We start from the raw sequence: 15,250 nt of genomic DNA, 5'->3' as shown, positions 1-15,250 counted from the left end.
AGGGCGCGGACATTGTTGAAGCACCAAACCTATAAACAATAAACTTATTATTTATAACAATGGACATATTGGTTAGGGCAGTATTGTTCGACTACAGGACTCTCAACTATCAACTGAAAAAGTCCTAACTTGGCTGGCTATGGCTATATTACTTATTACTTGCACGTAGAGGGATAATCCATTGCCAAAGGGGATGACTTTGTCCTTGTTGGCGAATCTGGGCAACCTTTGTCTCTAGGCGTTTTAGTTCACTTTGTGGGATGCCAAACAGGATATTGCGACTTTGCCAAATTAAAACGGCTGCTGTCATCCCTATACATATAGATAAACCCAGAGTAGATAAGGGATGGTAAAACAGAGCATATCTGACTGCGACCCAAGTAAAGTATTGTTGCCACAAAAATATTTCTTCCCTTAGCCCCCATAGGCATAATGGAGCAATAGTCAACCAAAAACAGCAGACCAGTAACCATCTACCATATATCGTTAAGCGATATAACCTTTGCACCTGTTGAGCAAAGGCAGAATCGCTGCTTGCCATGTTTTGGGTTATTGAGGGAGATTTTTTTGGGGAATCCATGGCTTTGGGAAAAATATAGATGAATATCTAACTGTGCCAAAACTTCAATAGCAGTGAATATGGCAGCCAAAGAAGTTGTTCAAGTTTAACAATTAGATAGTTGATTTTGTGGCATTTTGCTCAATAGTTTAAGAATTATCTACGGGTGCATCAATGGAATCTGCTGTTTGGGTAACCCTAGATTCTCCTTTATATTCTCGCCACCAAGCTAAAAGAGTACTGGCAATAAAGATACTGGAGTAAGCACCCATCGTAAAACCAATAATCAGTGCTAAGGCAAAGTTTCTTAAGGTTTCGCCTCCAAACAAGAAAATGGCCACTAAGGTGAGTAATGTGGTTAAAGTTGTATTGATAGACCGAGCTAGAGTTTGGTTAACTGCATCATCGACGATTTCATGAAAGGGAACATTCTCGTGGGTTTTGACATTTTCTCGAATGCGATCATAAATAACAACGGTATCATTAACAGAAAATCCCGTAATTGTCAATAGTGCCACAATAAATAGGCTATCAACTTCCATCCCGAAGAGTAAGCCAAAGATGGAGAAAATTCCCACAGTCATTAACAAATCATGGAAAGTCGCCACGATGGCAAAAGCTGAATAATCCCATTGAAAGCGAATACCAAGGTAAATAACAATACAGATAAAAGAAACCACAAGGGCAGTTGTACCAGTTGTAAATAACTGTCTTCCTAAAGTGGGACCAACGGTATCAATTTGATTTTTGTTGGGGTCAAAGGAACCTATTTTTTCACTTAGGGCATTTTGCAGTTGGGTACGTTTTTCTACATCTAGGGTTTTTGTCCTGATTAATACACCATTGTCTTTACCAGTGTCTTTATCGGCAATAATTTGGATACTGCTATCACCCAAATCCTGCTCTTTAGCAACATCTCTAACGATATTAATATCAATGGGTTTATTACAGTTATCAGCATCACTACAATTGCGTTCCAACAGCAATCGAGTACCGCCAACAAAATCCAAACTGGGACGTAGGGGATAACCAGTAGTTTGCCAAGAAATTACCATGGAGATAATTCCAGCCAGAATAACTGCTAGAGAAATACTCCACCAGAGCGATCGCCATTTATTAATATGTAATTTCATTGTGCCACCTCTGGTTGCTTAGAAGTGGTCAGATTAGGACAGAAAAGTTCTTTTTTCCGTAAGTTAGGGAGAGATATTGCCAAAAACATGAAAGTGCGACTACAGGTAATAGCTGTAAACATACTAATGACTACACCTACAGCCAAAGTTACAGCGAAACCTTTGACTAAACCGTAACCCAAAAAGTATAGGGCTGCACAGGCGATGAGGGTAGTGACATTGCTATCTAAAATACTGGAAAAGGCACGGTAAAAACCAGATTCCACGGAACGATATAAAGATTTATCTGCTCGTAATTCTTCCCGTGTCCTTTCAAAGATTAAGACATTGGCATCTACAGCCATGCCAATACTGAGAATAAACCCAGCGATTCCTGGTAATGTGAGAGTAACCCCCAACAGCATAAAACAAGCCAAAGTAAATAAGGAGTAAATTACCAGAGATAGATTAGCAATTACTCCTGGTAGTCGATAGTAAACAATCATGAATAATAAGACCAATATTAGACCACCCAAAGCAGCATAAATACTGCGTTGAATGCTGTCTTGTCCCAAAGTAGCGCCAACGGTACGGATTTCTACCACTTCGATGGGTAGGGGTAAGGAACCACCTTTAAGTTGAATACCTAAATCCTGTGCTTCCTTAGCCGTAAATCGACCAGTAATTACCGCAGAGCCACCCGTAATACCAGCACTAGCAAATTCTGGCCCTACGGTGGGAGAACTAATTAATTCATCATCGAGGAAAATACCGATACTACGACCAGTTCCAGCTAGTTGTTTGGTTAAAGTAGCAAATAATTCTCCACCCTTGGATTTGAAGCGGAGAGCAACATCCCAGTTACTCCCTTGAGTAGGTTGACCAATAGCATCATCGAGCAATTTACCAGTTAAAGGTGGTTCAGTACTAGCAAATAATTCTTTGATTTCTTGCTTATTTTTCTCTAATTCTGTTTTATTTTTCTCTAATTCTGTTTTATTTTGAGCAACTTCTTCTGGCTTCGCCTCATCTTTCTGGGTTAATAATTCTTGCTGCTTGGCTTGGAGTTGTCCTCTTAAGGTACGCAATGCAAATAATTTTGCTTCAGTATCGGGTTTTTGTGTGCGAAACTCTAACTGTGCCGTACCTTTAAGTCGGCGTTCTGCTTCTTGGGGATTATCTACACCAGGTAGTTGTACTAAAATTTGGTCTTTACCTACTGCTTGAATTAATGGTTCCGATACTCCGGAAGCATTAATCCTACCTTCCACCACCTTCTGCACCGCTTCTAATTCTCGTTCGGTGATTTCTGTGATATCTTCTGTGGTTTTCACCTGAATTGTTAACTGGGAGCCGCCTTTCAAGTCAAGCCCTAGCTCCAAGGGGAAAAAAGGACTAATAATTACCGTTACTGAGGCAATTATCAAAACTAAAATTAAAGCTAATAGCGATCGCTGTCTTTGCATACCATAATTCACTGCGACAAACGCTATCATAACTAATTTTGGATTTTAGATTCTGAATTTTGGATTTTGGAGTTTGATGAAGAAATATAACATCATCCTTTATACCAACAATTTCGGCAGTTTCTCGTTTGTTCTTGTCATCATCCTGACTGGAGCATCCACACCAAAATGCCTAAAATTTTTTCCACCGGAGGAAGGGGATAATCTGTCAAATCAATAGTTACTGTTTTCCCTTGTAATTTCAAAAATCTCCAAGCAGTTCCACTACTCACAATGCCATAAACAGTGGTCATAGCTTGATTATTCATTTCATTAAATTTTAAAGCTGCCACCATTTCCGCAATACATTGTCCAATTTCCACATTTAAATCTGCTTTTTTCGCTTCTACAATTACTACAACTGGGGCTTCAATTTCTAACTGTTCTGGTGAACGGCTGAGGAGAAAATCGCATACACCACTCAACCCCATTCCTGGATCGACAGTAAAATCTGCACCGGAGAAAAGGCTAATTTTTCTGTGGAGAATTTTTCTGTGGAGAATTTTTCTGACTTCTACAAGTACAGGACTAATAATTAATTCCGAACGCGCTTTTTCACTACCTGTTGCGATCGCTAAAGGTAGGCTTTCTGATAAAAAATCATTCAGGGTATTACTAGGTTGAATTGGGTTAATTTCTGGGAAGAATCTGCCGTTTTCTATGGTTGTTAAATCAAAAGATTGTTTTATCTTGCGGATAGTAAATTCACTGTAGGGCATTTATTATTTTAATCTTTATTCATATCTTGCATAACAACATAGTGATCCACCGCAATGGCTTACGGGTTTCTCCCCTGCTCCCTGCTCCCTGCTCCCCTGCCTCTTCTTGACAGCCGATGGGAACTTGGTGAGTTACAGATATTGTAATGGGCGAACGCAGTTCGCCCCTACTTTTGGAATTAGGCTTTGACCTCAAAATGGGTTTTAATTAAACTCTTAAAGCCACCATTTTTTCCACAGCTTCCACAATTTGCTCTGGTTGAACAATGGTTAAATTCTCCAAACCACCATTGTAAGGCGTGGGGATATCCTGGGAAGAAAGTCGCAGAACAGGTGCATCTAATTCATCAAATAGGCGATCATTAATTGAAGCAGTTAATTCTGCTCCAATACCACCAGTACGCATACATTCTTCCACAACAATTACTTTGTGAGTTTTTCTGATAGATTCACCAATAGTGTCAAAATCTAGGGGTTTGAGGGAAATTAAATCAATTACCTCTGGGTCATAACCTTGCTTTTCTAAAGTTTTCACTGCTTGCATCGCATGATACCGCATCCGGGAGTAGGTCAGGATTGTCACATCCTTTCCAGAGCGCACCACTTCAGCTTTATCTAGTGGCAATACATACTCTTGTGAGGGTAAATCTTCCTTCAGATTGTATAGGAGTACATGTTCAAAGAATAACACCGGATTATCATCGCGGATAGCTGCTTTTAGCAGCCCCTTGGCATTGTAAGGAGTAGAACAGGCAACAATTTTTAACCCTGGTACAGCTTGAAAGTAAGCCTCTAGACGTTGAGAATGTTCTGCACCTAATTGTTTACCTACACCACCAGGACCACGGATGACCATAGGAATTTTAAAATTCCCACCAGAGGTATACCGTAACATCCCAGCATTATTGGAAATTTGGTTAAAGGCGAGGAGTAAAAACCCCATATTCATGCCTTCAATAATTGGTCTTAACCCAGTAATAGCAGCTCCCACCGCTAAACCTGTAAAACTATTTTCGGCAATGGGGGTATCTAGTACGCGCAAATCACCATATTTCTTATATAAATCTTTCGTTACTTTATAGGAGCCGCCATAATGCCCCACATCTTCACCGAGAATAAATACAGTGGAGTCGTGTGCCATTTCTTCATCAACGGCTTCCCGCAGAGCATTAAAAAATAGTGTTTCTGCCATTCCAAGTGTAATGAGATGATTATTCTTAGAATCTTACCGTGCATCTGCTAAAAATATGGTGAGTGATGTTGCCAAACTAATGCCACACAAATGCACTAATGAGTAAAGAATGATTACCCGTGTATTTTGCTATAGTGCCTGCACCATTAATTATCGTGCAATTTTCTTTACTTTCCCCCTTACTCCCTCACTCTTTCACTCCTTCACTCCCTTACTCATGGAGCAGGAGCCTCATTAGCGGATAATTGAGATAACTTGGCTAAGGGTACTTCTTCTATTTGTGGCAATTTATCTAAAGAGAGGCGAGTTGATTGAGTCCCACCAGATAAACGTTTCAATAATTCTGGGCGGGGATCATGTAATAAATAAATAATGCGATCGCCACTTTCCCATTCTTGAGCAACGGTGAGAACTTGCAAGGTTCCTCGGCGCTCCAATAACAAAGGTACTAACTCTTCTGTATCAATCAATTTGCGTATCTCTTCCTGCTGTTGCAATAAATCAGAGCTACTAAAAGTTGTAGTTCCCAATTTTACTTGTCCATCATTCAGATATTGATTCCAGGTTTTAATGACTAAATTAGGGGCAAAAGCTTGGTTCACCTTATTTGTTTCACCAGAATTATTGGCTTGAGGTTTGCGGGGAAATATAGCTAAAACCCTGGGTGGCTCAAATTCTTCTGCCGCCCTTTGCGCCAGCACAAAATTCACCTCTCCATTATTAGTCATAGCTAAAAAAGTGCCCATTGATACAAGTCCAGCTTCTTCCAAAACACCCGTATCTAAAGCACTACTGGCAATGACTCGGATATTTTGCGCTTCTGCCTGTTCTGAAGCTTGTTTATTAGTATCAATCATGACCACAGGCTCTCCCCTTTCCTGAAAGAAGCGAGCAATCAACAAACTCAAGGGATTGCAACCCACAATCACTAATCCGGTAGTATCCGTAGCAGTAATTTGCAACCACTGGGCAACCCACCCAGCAGTTAAACCTTGACAAAAAACCGTCATCATAATTGTCAAGAAAACCAAAGCTTTAATGGAATCTCCACCATTGATCCCTCTTTGGGTCAACAAAATTGCAAATAAGGAGGCAATAGAAGCACAAACAATACCCCGAGGAGCTACCCAGCTTAAAAATATTTTCTGTCGCCAGTTAAGATTGCTATTCCAGGTACAAAAAAGAATATTTATGGGGCGAACAACAAACATGAGTACCAACACAGTGTATAAACTGCCCCAACCCAAAGCAAATACACTGGCAATTGATAAATCAGCCGCTAGCAGGATAAACAGCACAGACAGACTCAAAATGGTCAATTGCCCCTTAAAGTGCCTTAATAACCGTTCATCTGGCACCGAAGAATTAGCAAAAACCGCCCCTGCAATTACCGTAGTCATCACTCCCGATTCACTACGAATCATCTGAGCTGTGGCAAATAAGCCCCACAAAATTGCCAGTACTACCAGATTTTTGAGTTCAAAGGACAAAAAATTGGCGCGCTTGAAAATAAAGCTCATCAAGTAACCACCGGCACCTCCAATGGCAGCACCAACCCCCAAACGGAGTAGTAAACCAACAATGGCGTTAATGGGATCGGTATCACCATTCAAAATCGTGTCCAATACCACGAATGCCAGAATTGCTCCTACGGGATCAATTAAAATTCCTTCACCTTCCAACAAGGTTGCTACTTGTCTGTCAACGTTGATGTGCTTGAGCAAAGGGCCAATCACCGTTGGACCAGTCACCACAACAATGGAAGCATATAGAACAGCAATAGGCCAAGGGAACTCTCCCAGCCAATGAGCTGCCATACTACCACCCACAAGAGTAATCAGTGTTCCCAAGGTAACAAGCAATTGTAAAATGGCGGAAACTCGTCCAACTTCTCGCAGGTCGAGGTTCAGTCCACCTTCAAACAAAATGATTGCCGTTGCTAAGGCAACAATTACTTCTAATCCCGTACCTAAGATGTGGGGATCTAATATTTCCAAGCCATCCGTTCCTAAAAGGATGCCAAACAGCAGCAAAAAGACTATGCTCGGCAATCGTAAGTAGGCAGCGAGCACTTGAGCACTAATGCCTGCAACGACGGCAAGCACCATCTGTAGAGTGATATCAAAAGATGCTTCCATGTTTGAGATTTTGAGCAGTATATTTCAAAATCTGTTGTAAAGAACAATAAATATTATTTTTACAGAGTACAACATCATACCTGATGTCTCTTCTAGAATGAAGGTTTTTTCTCATATTTTTGTGGGTTGTGATACATTTGTTATCCATTGAGAGCATAGAATATTGCCCCTGTTGTGCATGTTACATTGGTTTGAGAGGATTTTCTGGTAGTGAATTTTTCACAGATAATAGCTTTCTTTGTTTCCAAATCATATCCCTATTTAGTCGCAGTCATGAGGAGAAACGACAAATTGGAAAAAATTTCTGCAAAATGTTGACATTAGTAATGAAGTTGGTTAATATATAAAAGGTCTAGAGGTCACGCCCCCATCGTCTAGAGGCCTAGGACACCTCCCTTTCACGGAGGCGACGGGGATTCGAATTCCCCTGGGGGTACTACTAGATTAAAAGTCATTAATCATCTTTCATGAGGAGAGATAAGGTTTCTATGTAACCTTATCTCTCCTTGTTTTATTTAACCATTGCTAGCTGTTTAACCCTTTGGTGAACAGCTAGCAGGTTCATCTGTAAATCTTGGCTCAGACGACGTTCAATGATGGAAACAGGCATCATGGCTTTGGGCCATATTTTGACTGTGTAGCAGAGATTAGTTCCGGTTTGTTCGTCTAAGGAGCAAGGTTCTAGGTTCCAACTCCCGGAAAAGTCTTTAAAGTCCCCTTCTACCATGTGAAAGTTAATCGCTTGAGGAAAAGATTCTTCCAAATCTAAAACAACGCGGGCAGAGAAATTCAAACGTAGGAAGCGTTGAGAACCGATTTGCTCTAAACGAATACCTCCATTGGGGCTATCGAGGCGACGGCTTTGAGCAAGATTGGGGATAAAATCAGCTAAAGCCTCATAATTAGTCAATACTTGCCAAACTTGCTCCACTGAGTGAGGGATTTTGATCTGAGCAGTGATTTGCCGTTGGCGATCGGCAATTTTCTCAACTTGGACTTCAACAGCCTGCAACGCAGCTGGATCTACCAAATCTGATGGACTCAATTGCTCATCTATATCAGTAGCTTCTATGTTCTGTGTAGATTTCTGTTGTTTACTCACTGTCAGATTATGGTTTCTTATCATCAGCAAACTGGGGTAGTGTAAGAGTAAAGCAAATCTTGCTGAGATTGGCATCTTCAGCAATGGGAGTGCTTTTGACTGCAATTTCCCCATTCAGGTGTTGTACTAAGGATTTGACTAACGCCAGTCCTAAACCAGTACCTGGGGTCCATCTTCCTTTTCCGCGACGGAACCGATCAAAAATATAAGTCGCTTCTTCTTCAGAGATGGTACGTCCAGTGTTATGCACTTCGATCATAACTTGATCTACAAGGTGATTGACTTGGTGACTAATTTTTATGTTGACACCAGTATCCCTTTGGGAGTACTTGCTAGCATTGGTTAATAACTCTTGTACAATACGTTCGAAGCTCTCTACCTCTGTTTGTAGCTTTAATGGCTCTGTGGGCAAATCCAAGGAAATTTTCAAGCCCTTTTCTGCCATTTTTGGCTCACAAGATGCAACAGAATCTTTAATAGTTGTATTTAAATCTACAGTTTCATATTGTAGAGGTTCTTGTTGATTATCTAATCTCTGGAGAGTTAATAAATCATTAATTAAATTAATTTCTTTAGTACATTCTTGTTCTAAGATATCCAAATAGCGAACTTGGCGCTCTGGAGTAATTTCTGGGTGATTCAAGTTACGAATCGCCATACGCATATTAGTTAAGGGATAACGCAAGCGATCGCTCATATTACTTAAAAACTCATCTTTGAAATCATTGAGTTCTTGTAACTGTTTCACATGCTGTTGCTTAATTTCATATAGTTTCGATTGTACTTCCAAACTACGTTGGAGTTGAGCTGTGCGCTCATCGACTAAATTTTGGACTTGCCGCAGGGTTTGAGATTGAATAATAGTATTGACAAGTTGAGCACAAATCATTTCCAAGATATTTAATTCTCTGTGCTGCCAATTACGGCTCTGAGACTGTTGTAATACTAAAAAGCCTAAAATTTTTCCTTGGCTTTCCAAAGGCATTAACAACACCGTAGGTAGTTTTTCTAAATTAAAAATTGCAGCTGCACTCAAGCTATAACTTTCTTGCTGCCCTAGATCCTCATTGAGGATAATGGGTTTGATGGAAGCTGTAAATACTCGTTGACATAAAGCACAGTCAGAGAGCCAGAAAGATTCTTCGTTTGGTTGATGAGAAGTATCTTTAGCCGCATTTACTGACCATTCACCCACAACATTAACTTTTGCTTTGGGAACTTGTTTTTTTTGTCGAGCTTTAAATAAAGGATCTGTATATTTTAAAAGCATTAATAAACCACGATCTGCCTGTAGAGTTTCTGCCGTGGATGCGATCGCCAACTGGAGCATTTGATTCAAGTCCAAGTTGCTGCGACTGAGTATAGTTAATTGTTTAAGTAGATTTTGATACTGGGAGCTAGCTGCTAAGGTCTTTTGTTGGGAATCAATTTTATGTGCTTGTGTTAATTGGGCAAAAGCGATCGCGCATACAGATTCTAAAGCTTTGAGAAGTTTTTGCTCTGACTCACTCCAATCATAGGGCTGGGCTCTAATAAGTATAACTACACCATTATTTTTTTGACCCAAGTAAGTAGGCAGACCTAAAACTGTTTTGATTGGTAAGGGTAAATACTGGCATCCGACAACTAAACTATGTTCTATCGCCGTAATATCTTCAATGGAAAACGGCTCTGCCGCACACTGCATCACAGGCCAGTCTAGCTCATCTATGGCTGAGAATTCATCGCTTTGTGTAACCCCTGAATACTTTTGAGCGCACCAATTAGCTGTAGCTGTAACCGCTTCACTATCTTTTTCATCAGGAAGAGTTACCAAACAGCAGCAATCCACCTCAAAAGCAGTTCCCACTACTTTGGCAATTTCTCGCAGCATTTTGATGCTGGCCGGATGATTAGCGATAATTTGGTTAATCTGTGCCACCAATTTTTGGCTTGCTTCTTCCTGATTCTGCATCAGCTTGAGTGGGTGTTGTGTTGGTCTATCTACTTCATCTGCTGATTGTGAAACAGATGCTAAACGCTTTTTCATTGCTGGCATACTGTCGGATAATGACCCCATGTTCCTTTCTCCTAAGTTCCTCTTGGCATTTGTTTCTCCATTTAGCTTATGGCTGCACCCTCATCATTGCGCTTTTCCCTCACTTGTTATAGCCTCTTTCTACTTCAAGTGACTAAGTAGGTAGTTATTATCCGATTTATGCGAGAATAATAGAATACATAGAATATACTAAAATATCTAGTTTATTGAACCAGGATCATCTAACAAACATATAATCATAATTTATCTACCATGAATTAGAATATACTTCCTCCTGTTATACATAAACCGTAAATCCTCTATATTTACAACAAAGAGTTTGCAATTATTATCCGCGTTAATACTGAAGCTAATTGAAAAAACAGCTTATATTTATTGGCATTCAAATCGAGCCATAAATAGAGCATTTATCAGTAATCAGAGTTATTCAGATAAAATTACCAAAATTAATTCGTAAGAATCATCAAAATGAGAGATTAAGAGGTTTCAGCCTAAAATTTGCCAAATTTTATCACCTGATTCTATTTGGTGAGTAATCTATTTATTAGGCTGATGCTTCTTTCCTGTCAAGGATTGTCTAACCCCCTATTTATAGGTTTGGATTGGTAATTTGTTAATGTGCAAGCAACTAAGAATCATAAATAGAAGTAATGGAAACCTCAAGTCTGATCCCAGTATAAGAATTGTCAATTTTTACAATTTGTAAATACATGGCAGCCATCTATATCTTGAGTATAAATAATCAAAAAAGAATACTTATATAATTTTATTTAATATTTACTTGTATAAAATAGCGTTAATTATAGGAGGAATGGAGTTATTCCACTGCATTCCTCCCAATCATTTTCTAACCAGCTAAACTTTCTATTGTCAGAGGTACCATATCACCAGTTGTTGTCAGTCCTAAAAGCATTGGTTGTTGGGGTTGAATAAGTTGACCTGTAAGTACACAACGTTCTTCTTGTTGGGCAGTAGCGGCAATGCTGGCTCTGATATCATCTCTGGAAAATCGCGGTTTCCATTCTCCAGACTTTTGTTGCACATAATTCCAGAGGACATCGCGAATTAAAGCTTGATATCCCTGATTTCCTGATAATGTTTTCAGCTTGTCCTTAAGTTCCCGTTCCAAACGAATGCTGGTAACTTCCATGTCAGTGGTGGGGGTGCGAGTAATGGTATGCATGATTTTTTTCTCCTAAAAATATGGACAGGATAGTAATACAAGTGTAGTATGTTTAAAGAAATGTTCAACAGGTGAAATTTTCAGTGACATCCTTTTATCCCATATCCACTTCTGCGCGCCTTACCAACTATGAACAGTGTTGGGAATTAGTTATTGCGGGAGTGGAGTATTTATTTATGGGCATTTGCAGCCACGATAATGGGGATATTCAAGAGGATCAGGAAAATTCTGGCAATATTAATCTCAAGTTTAATTTACGAAGTGCCAAACCAAGAGCAAAAAGGTCAAGAAGCGTGGGGTACAGACTTAAAAATCCTGTACCGATATAGAAGAAAATTTTGAAGTTAATTTTCTACCCCCGCTTCTACTCAGTCAGAAGTGGGGGTTTTTGATGAGGAATCAAAATGTGAATGGCAAAATACCAGTTTTAGAGCAATCCGTGGTGGTATTTTCTCAAAATTACTTGCCACTTTGTCAGGTGAATATTAAGCGAGCAGTTGTGTTATTAATTACCAATAAAGCAGAACCACTTAATATTGGCATGGGAGATGAGTGGCAAGTTACCGTTACTTCTCCCAGTTTGGTAATGTTTGTACCGCAACATATTCGCTTGATAATAAATTCCAGCGAAAGAGTGTGGAAAGTTCCTCCAGTTAATCGCCGGGAAGTGTTGCGACGAGATCGGCACACTTGTCAATATTGCGGTAGTAAAAAAAACCTGACTTTAGATCATGTACTTCCTCGTTCTCGAGGAGGACAACATACTTGGGATAACGTCGTTATTGCCTGCGAGCGGTGTAATTCCCGTAAAGGAAGCAGAACCCCTAAAGAAGCTGGTATGCAACTAGCTACCAAACCCAAAGCCCCAATTCATCCAGCGATTGCATTTGCAGACAAGTTTTGGATGAATGTGCAAGCAAACCTGGAGTAACAGGAGAGCATGAGGAATGTTGAAATTAATTTACACCGAAGATAGCTTTCACCTGGAATATTTAACTCAATCCCTAGAAGAATGGGTGGCACAGCGAGTAATTTTGGCGATGCGAATCGGTCAATTTCTATGTGTTAAACCCAGCCATGCTTCTTTTTTGTTACCTGCTGATTTACCAGGGTTAAAACAACTAAGGGAAGCAATTCAAACAGACGAACGGGGCATTATCTCCATGTGTCCATGCGATCGCTATTATGTGGAAGTAACTCTATGGGGCTCTTGGCTGACGGATGGTACAGAGGAAGTCACAGGTATATTTGTCACTAGTATTAGTGATGTATCTGATGATGATTCTCTAACTTCACCCACTGAGTTATTACTCTATAATCTCTGGCTAGCTAGCCAGAGTTGCGCCTCTGTGATTCAGGAATGAGGGGAGGAAGAGTGAGGGAGGGAAGGAGTGAAAGATAAATGGAAGTTCAGTTTATGGGGACATTTGTAACAATTCAGGAATGGTGACAAATCGATAACCTTTCTGTTTCAGTCCCTTAATCATTTCTGGCAGAGCTTTTACTGTTCGGGAGCGATCGCCACCTCCATCATGCATCAACACAATTCCTCCAGGTTGGGCATCTCTCAAGACATTTTTCACGAATACTTGATATTTTGCCCGAGGATCTGTGTCTGCTGATGTTTGTGACCACATTAATACGCTATATTTCTGACTTTTAGCATAAGCTGCTAATCCGTTGTTTAAATAACCTCCAGGAGGACGAAATAAAGATGTTTTTACCCCTGTTGTTTGATAAATAATTTTGGCTGTGCGTTCAATTTCATCCTTTGCTACTGCTGGAGTCACTCGTTGATAGCGATGATTCCAAGTATGATTGCCAATTGCGTGTCCTTCTGCTATCACTCGCTTGGCTATCTGTGGATATGTTTGTACTGTTTTTCCAAGCCAAAAAAAAGTTGCTTTGACGTTGTTTTGCTTGAGAATATCCAACATTTGTGTAGTGGTTGGTTTCCAAGGACCATCATCAATTGTCAAGGCAATTACTTTTTCCTCTGGGGGAACTTTGACTTTATAAACAATTTTTCCCTGAAATTTAACTGGAACTGAAAAATTCAGGTTTTTAATAGCAGTTTTTGAATGATGGGTTGGTTCCGCGACTACTTGTGGGATTTTCTGGGTACTATTGCTATTTAATTGAGGAGTAGTTACAGATTTAGCATTACAAGCTGTCATTGTAACTGCAATTGCTAGATTGATAATTTTGTTGTGACTTCTACCCCAGCAATTATTTCTCATATCCAATTCTCAAACTATTTTAAAGGAGGACAAGGGGCAGGGAGCAGGGAGCAGAGGGGAGAACAGAACCTTAAGTCTTTTGGTGGGGGTAGGGAGTAGTTCGGTGCCTCTTTATTTCTATTCTTTTTGCCATCAAAAATAACAGATGCAAGGATTTTAAACCTAAAATCCGAATTTCCTTACACGCCCTTCCCCAATAAAATAGCCTCAAAGCATTGATAAATCAATATTTTTCAGTTATTCAGCAGAACCCTATGTATAAATGTAGACAGGGGCTTGATTTGGGATTGGCAGGGAGAGGGAAGAATGAGACGGAGCTTGTACTCCGCCACAGTTCAAGCGCCCTGGAAGGGCGGGGCTTGTTCCCTTGCTCCTTTCCCCTCTGCCTATTCAGTCAAAAGCCTACCCCTGTGAGACACTCCCCATTTCTTTTCTCCTATCTTCTACTTTCAGAAGACTTTCTTGCCGATGATCCTTTATCCATTTTGGAAGTTTCTAACACTTGAGAGTAAAGAAATCCTGCAAAATATGCACCCAGTATGGGAGCAACCCAAAATAACCACAACTGTTCTATTGCCCAACCACCAACAAAAATCGCTGGACCCAAACTACGAGCTGGATTAACAGATGTATTGGTAACAGGAATACTAATCAAGTGAATCACCGTCAAACCCACACCAATAGCAATGGGAGAAAAACCCTGAAGGGCACGGCTATCGGTTGCACCCAAAATAATAATTAAAAACATGAAAGTAAGAATAAACTCAGTGGCAAAAGCTGCCAACAGAGAATAGCTACCCGGAGAATGTTCCCCAAAACCATTACTGGCTAAACCATTTCTCAATATGTTAAATCCTGGCTTACCACTAGCAATCAAAGCTAAGGTTCCTGCTCCTGCGATGGCTCCCATTACTTGGAATCCAATATAAGACGGGATATCAGATTCGGGAAAGCGTTTTGCAGCCCATAGACCAATGGTTACGGCTGGATTTAGATGGCAACCGGAAATATGACCAAGAGCATAAGACATAGCCATTAATGTTAAACCAAATGCTAGTGAGACTCCCAGTAGACCAATACCCGCAGGGTATACTATGTTTTGACCAATTCTTACTCTATCTGCTGTAAAAGTTGTAGCTAGTACGGCACTACCACAACCAACAAAAACTAACAAGAAAGTTCCAATAAACTCCGCTACATAACGTTTTTGCTGCGGCATTTTTATTAATTCTTAACATTACTCATGAAAGATATAAGTAAATGTTATATTTTACTAGGTCTAATGCCTAAATTTGCCCTATTTTTTTTATATTTATTTTTTCGGTAGTTAAAAAAGGATGGAAAGTTAGTGAGTAATGCACAATCTAATTTTGCGAAGCCTAGAGAAAATAATATTACACGCTAACCAACTGCTTTAAAGTCCACCACCTGCTTATAATCGCGTCTATCTAGTTATCATCCT

14 protein-coding genes and 1 tRNA gene are annotated in these 15,250 nt (G+C 40.0%); 3 read left to right on the top strand and 12 right to left on the bottom strand.

Annotation, left to right across the window (positions count from 1 at the left end; all coding sequences use genetic code 11):
* Window positions 1-148: 148 nt before the first annotated feature.
* The 7 genes from CALSC_RS23285 to CALSC_RS23260 all read right to left on the bottom strand — a co-directional run bounded on the left by CALSC_RS23285 (window position 149) and on the right by CALSC_RS23260 (window position 7,225).
* Window positions 149-580 (bottom strand): hypothetical protein, encoded by a 432-nt coding sequence (locus CALSC_RS23285; protein ID WP_088243620.1) that lies wholly within the window; start codon window positions 578-580, stop codon window positions 149-151.
* A 128-nt stretch (window positions 581-708) separates the two neighbouring features.
* Window positions 709-1,692, bottom strand: a complete 984-nt coding sequence (gene secF / locus CALSC_RS23280) for a protein translocase subunit SecF (protein WP_088243619.1) — start codon at window positions 1,690-1,692, stop codon at window positions 709-711.
* Complete coding sequence (secD, locus tag CALSC_RS23275; RefSeq protein WP_088243622.1) at window positions 1,689-3,137, bottom strand: protein translocase subunit SecD; 1,449 nt, start codon at window positions 3,135-3,137, stop codon at window positions 1,689-1,691. The genes secF and secD overlap by 4 nt, the downstream gene beginning before the upstream one ends.
* Window positions 3,138-3,277: 140 nt before the next feature.
* Window positions 3,278-3,895 carry a hypothetical protein gene (locus CALSC_RS23270; protein ID WP_088243618.1) on the bottom strand — a complete coding sequence of 206 codons (618 nt, stop codon included), beginning with the start codon at window positions 3,893-3,895 and terminating at the stop codon, window positions 3,278-3,280.
* Between the two features lie 19 nt (window positions 3,896-3,914).
* Window positions 3,915-4,091 (bottom strand): hypothetical protein, encoded by a 177-nt coding sequence (locus CALSC_RS26750; RefSeq protein WP_159460683.1) that lies wholly within the window; start codon window positions 4,089-4,091, stop codon window positions 3,915-3,917.
* Between the two features lie 12 nt (window positions 4,092-4,103).
* Window positions 4,104-5,087 (bottom strand): alpha-ketoacid dehydrogenase subunit beta, encoded by a 984-nt coding sequence (locus CALSC_RS23265; RefSeq protein WP_088243617.1) that lies wholly within the window; start codon window positions 5,085-5,087, stop codon window positions 4,104-4,106.
* A gap of 215 nt (window positions 5,088-5,302) precedes the next feature.
* On the bottom strand, window positions 5,303-7,225 hold the full coding sequence (locus CALSC_RS23260) for a cation:proton antiporter (RefSeq protein ID WP_088243616.1): 1,923 nt from the start codon (window positions 7,223-7,225) through the stop codon (window positions 5,303-5,305).
* Window positions 7,226-7,588: 363 nt separating this feature from the next.
* Here CALSC_RS23260 and CALSC_RS23255 point away from each other — a divergent pair.
* A tRNA-Glu gene (locus tag CALSC_RS23255) sits at window positions 7,589-7,661 on the top strand.
* Window positions 7,662-7,736: 75 nt separating this feature from the next.
* Here the strand turns inward: CALSC_RS23255 and CALSC_RS23250 are convergent.
* From CALSC_RS23250 to CALSC_RS23240, 3 genes are all read right to left on the bottom strand, one after another.
* A complete protein-coding gene (locus CALSC_RS23250) occupies window positions 7,737-8,351 on the bottom strand; it encodes an SRPBCC family protein (protein WP_088243615.1) in 615 nt (204 codons plus the stop codon).
* Window positions 8,335-10,386 carry a GAF domain-containing sensor histidine kinase gene (locus CALSC_RS23245; protein WP_088243614.1) on the bottom strand — a complete coding sequence of 684 codons (2,052 nt, stop codon included), beginning with the start codon at window positions 10,384-10,386 and terminating at the stop codon, window positions 8,335-8,337. Before CALSC_RS23245 ends, CALSC_RS23250 begins: the two co-directional genes overlap by 17 nt.
* 826 nt (window positions 10,387-11,212) lie before the next feature.
* Window positions 11,213-11,548 (bottom strand): hypothetical protein, encoded by a 336-nt coding sequence (locus CALSC_RS23240; protein ID WP_088243613.1) that lies wholly within the window; start codon window positions 11,546-11,548, stop codon window positions 11,213-11,215.
* 391 nt (window positions 11,549-11,939) lie between these two features.
* Here CALSC_RS23240 and CALSC_RS23230 point away from each other — a divergent pair, with 391 nt between their 5' ends.
* Both CALSC_RS23230 and CALSC_RS23225 read left to right on the top strand, forming a co-directional pair.
* Window positions 11,940-12,479 (top strand): HNH endonuclease, encoded by a 540-nt coding sequence (locus CALSC_RS23230; protein ID WP_200817727.1) that lies wholly within the window; start codon window positions 11,940-11,942, stop codon window positions 12,477-12,479.
* Between the two features lie 16 nt (window positions 12,480-12,495).
* Window positions 12,496-12,912 carry an alr0857 family protein gene (locus CALSC_RS23225; RefSeq protein ID WP_088243611.1) on the top strand — a complete coding sequence of 139 codons (417 nt, stop codon included), beginning with the start codon at window positions 12,496-12,498 and terminating at the stop codon, window positions 12,910-12,912.
* Between the two features lie 51 nt (window positions 12,913-12,963).
* On the opposite strand, the gene CALSC_RS23220 is transcribed toward CALSC_RS23225, so the two are convergent.
* Window positions 12,964-13,788, bottom strand: coding sequence for a polysaccharide deacetylase family protein (locus tag CALSC_RS23220; RefSeq protein WP_088243610.1), 825 nt, complete (start codon window positions 13,786-13,788; stop codon window positions 12,964-12,966).
* A 436-nt stretch (window positions 13,789-14,224) separates the two neighbouring features.
* On the bottom strand, window positions 14,225-15,007 hold the full coding sequence (aqpZ, locus tag CALSC_RS23215; RefSeq protein WP_088243609.1) for an aquaporin Z: 783 nt from the start codon (window positions 15,005-15,007) through the stop codon (window positions 14,225-14,227).
* Window positions 15,008-15,250: the final 243 nt, after the last annotated feature.

It is taken from the genome of Calothrix rhizosoleniae SC01, assembly GCF_900185595.1.
Taxonomy (GTDB): Bacteria; Cyanobacteriota; Cyanobacteriia; order Cyanobacteriales; family Nostocaceae; genus Calothrix_A; species Calothrix_A rhizosoleniae.
Note: the sequence above shows the minus strand (reverse complement) of the source record. Positions and strands in the feature narration are given on the sequence as shown.

What these genes read in the sequence shown, in the direction of transcription:
- secF (WP_088243619.1), bottom strand. Translation starts at nt 1,692, where the DNA reads ATGAAATTACATATTAATAAATGGCGATCGCTCTGGTGGAGTATTTCT.
- CALSC_RS23220 (WP_088243610.1), bottom strand. Translation starts at nt 13,788, where the DNA reads ATGAGAAATAATTGCTGGGGTAGAAGTCACAACAAAATTATCAATCTA.
- CALSC_RS23245 (WP_088243614.1), bottom strand. Translation starts at nt 10,386, where the DNA reads ATGGGGTCATTATCCGACAGTATGCCAGCAATGAAAAAGCGTTTAGCA.
- CALSC_RS23250 (WP_088243615.1), bottom strand. Translation starts at nt 8,351, where the DNA reads ATGATAAGAAACCATAATCTGACAGTGAGTAAACAACAGAAATCTACA.
- secD (WP_088243622.1), bottom strand. Translation starts at nt 3,137, where the DNA reads ATGCAAAGACAGCGATCGCTATTAGCTTTAATTTTAGTTTTGATAATT.
- CALSC_RS23230 (WP_200817727.1), top strand. Translation starts at nt 11,940, where the DNA reads ATGAGGAATCAAAATGTGAATGGCAAAATACCAGTTTTAGAGCAATCC.
- CALSC_RS23240 (WP_088243613.1), bottom strand. Translation starts at nt 11,548, where the DNA reads ATGCATACCATTACTCGCACCCCCACCACTGACATGGAAGTTACCAGC.
- CALSC_RS23270 (WP_088243618.1), bottom strand. Translation starts at nt 3,895, where the DNA reads ATGCCCTACAGTGAATTTACTATCCGCAAGATAAAACAATCTTTTGAT.
- aqpZ (WP_088243609.1), bottom strand. Translation starts at nt 15,007, where the DNA reads ATGCCGCAGCAAAAACGTTATGTAGCGGAGTTTATTGGAACTTTCTTG.
- CALSC_RS23225 (WP_088243611.1), top strand. Translation starts at nt 12,496, where the DNA reads ATGTTGAAATTAATTTACACCGAAGATAGCTTTCACCTGGAATATTTA.
- CALSC_RS23260 (WP_088243616.1), bottom strand. Translation starts at nt 7,225, where the DNA reads ATGGAAGCATCTTTTGATATCACTCTACAGATGGTGCTTGCCGTCGTT.
- CALSC_RS23265 (WP_088243617.1), bottom strand. Translation starts at nt 5,087, where the DNA reads ATGGCAGAAACACTATTTTTTAATGCTCTGCGGGAAGCCGTTGATGAA.
- CALSC_RS23285 (WP_088243620.1), bottom strand. Translation starts at nt 580, where the DNA reads ATGGATTCCCCAAAAAAATCTCCCTCAATAACCCAAAACATGGCAAGC.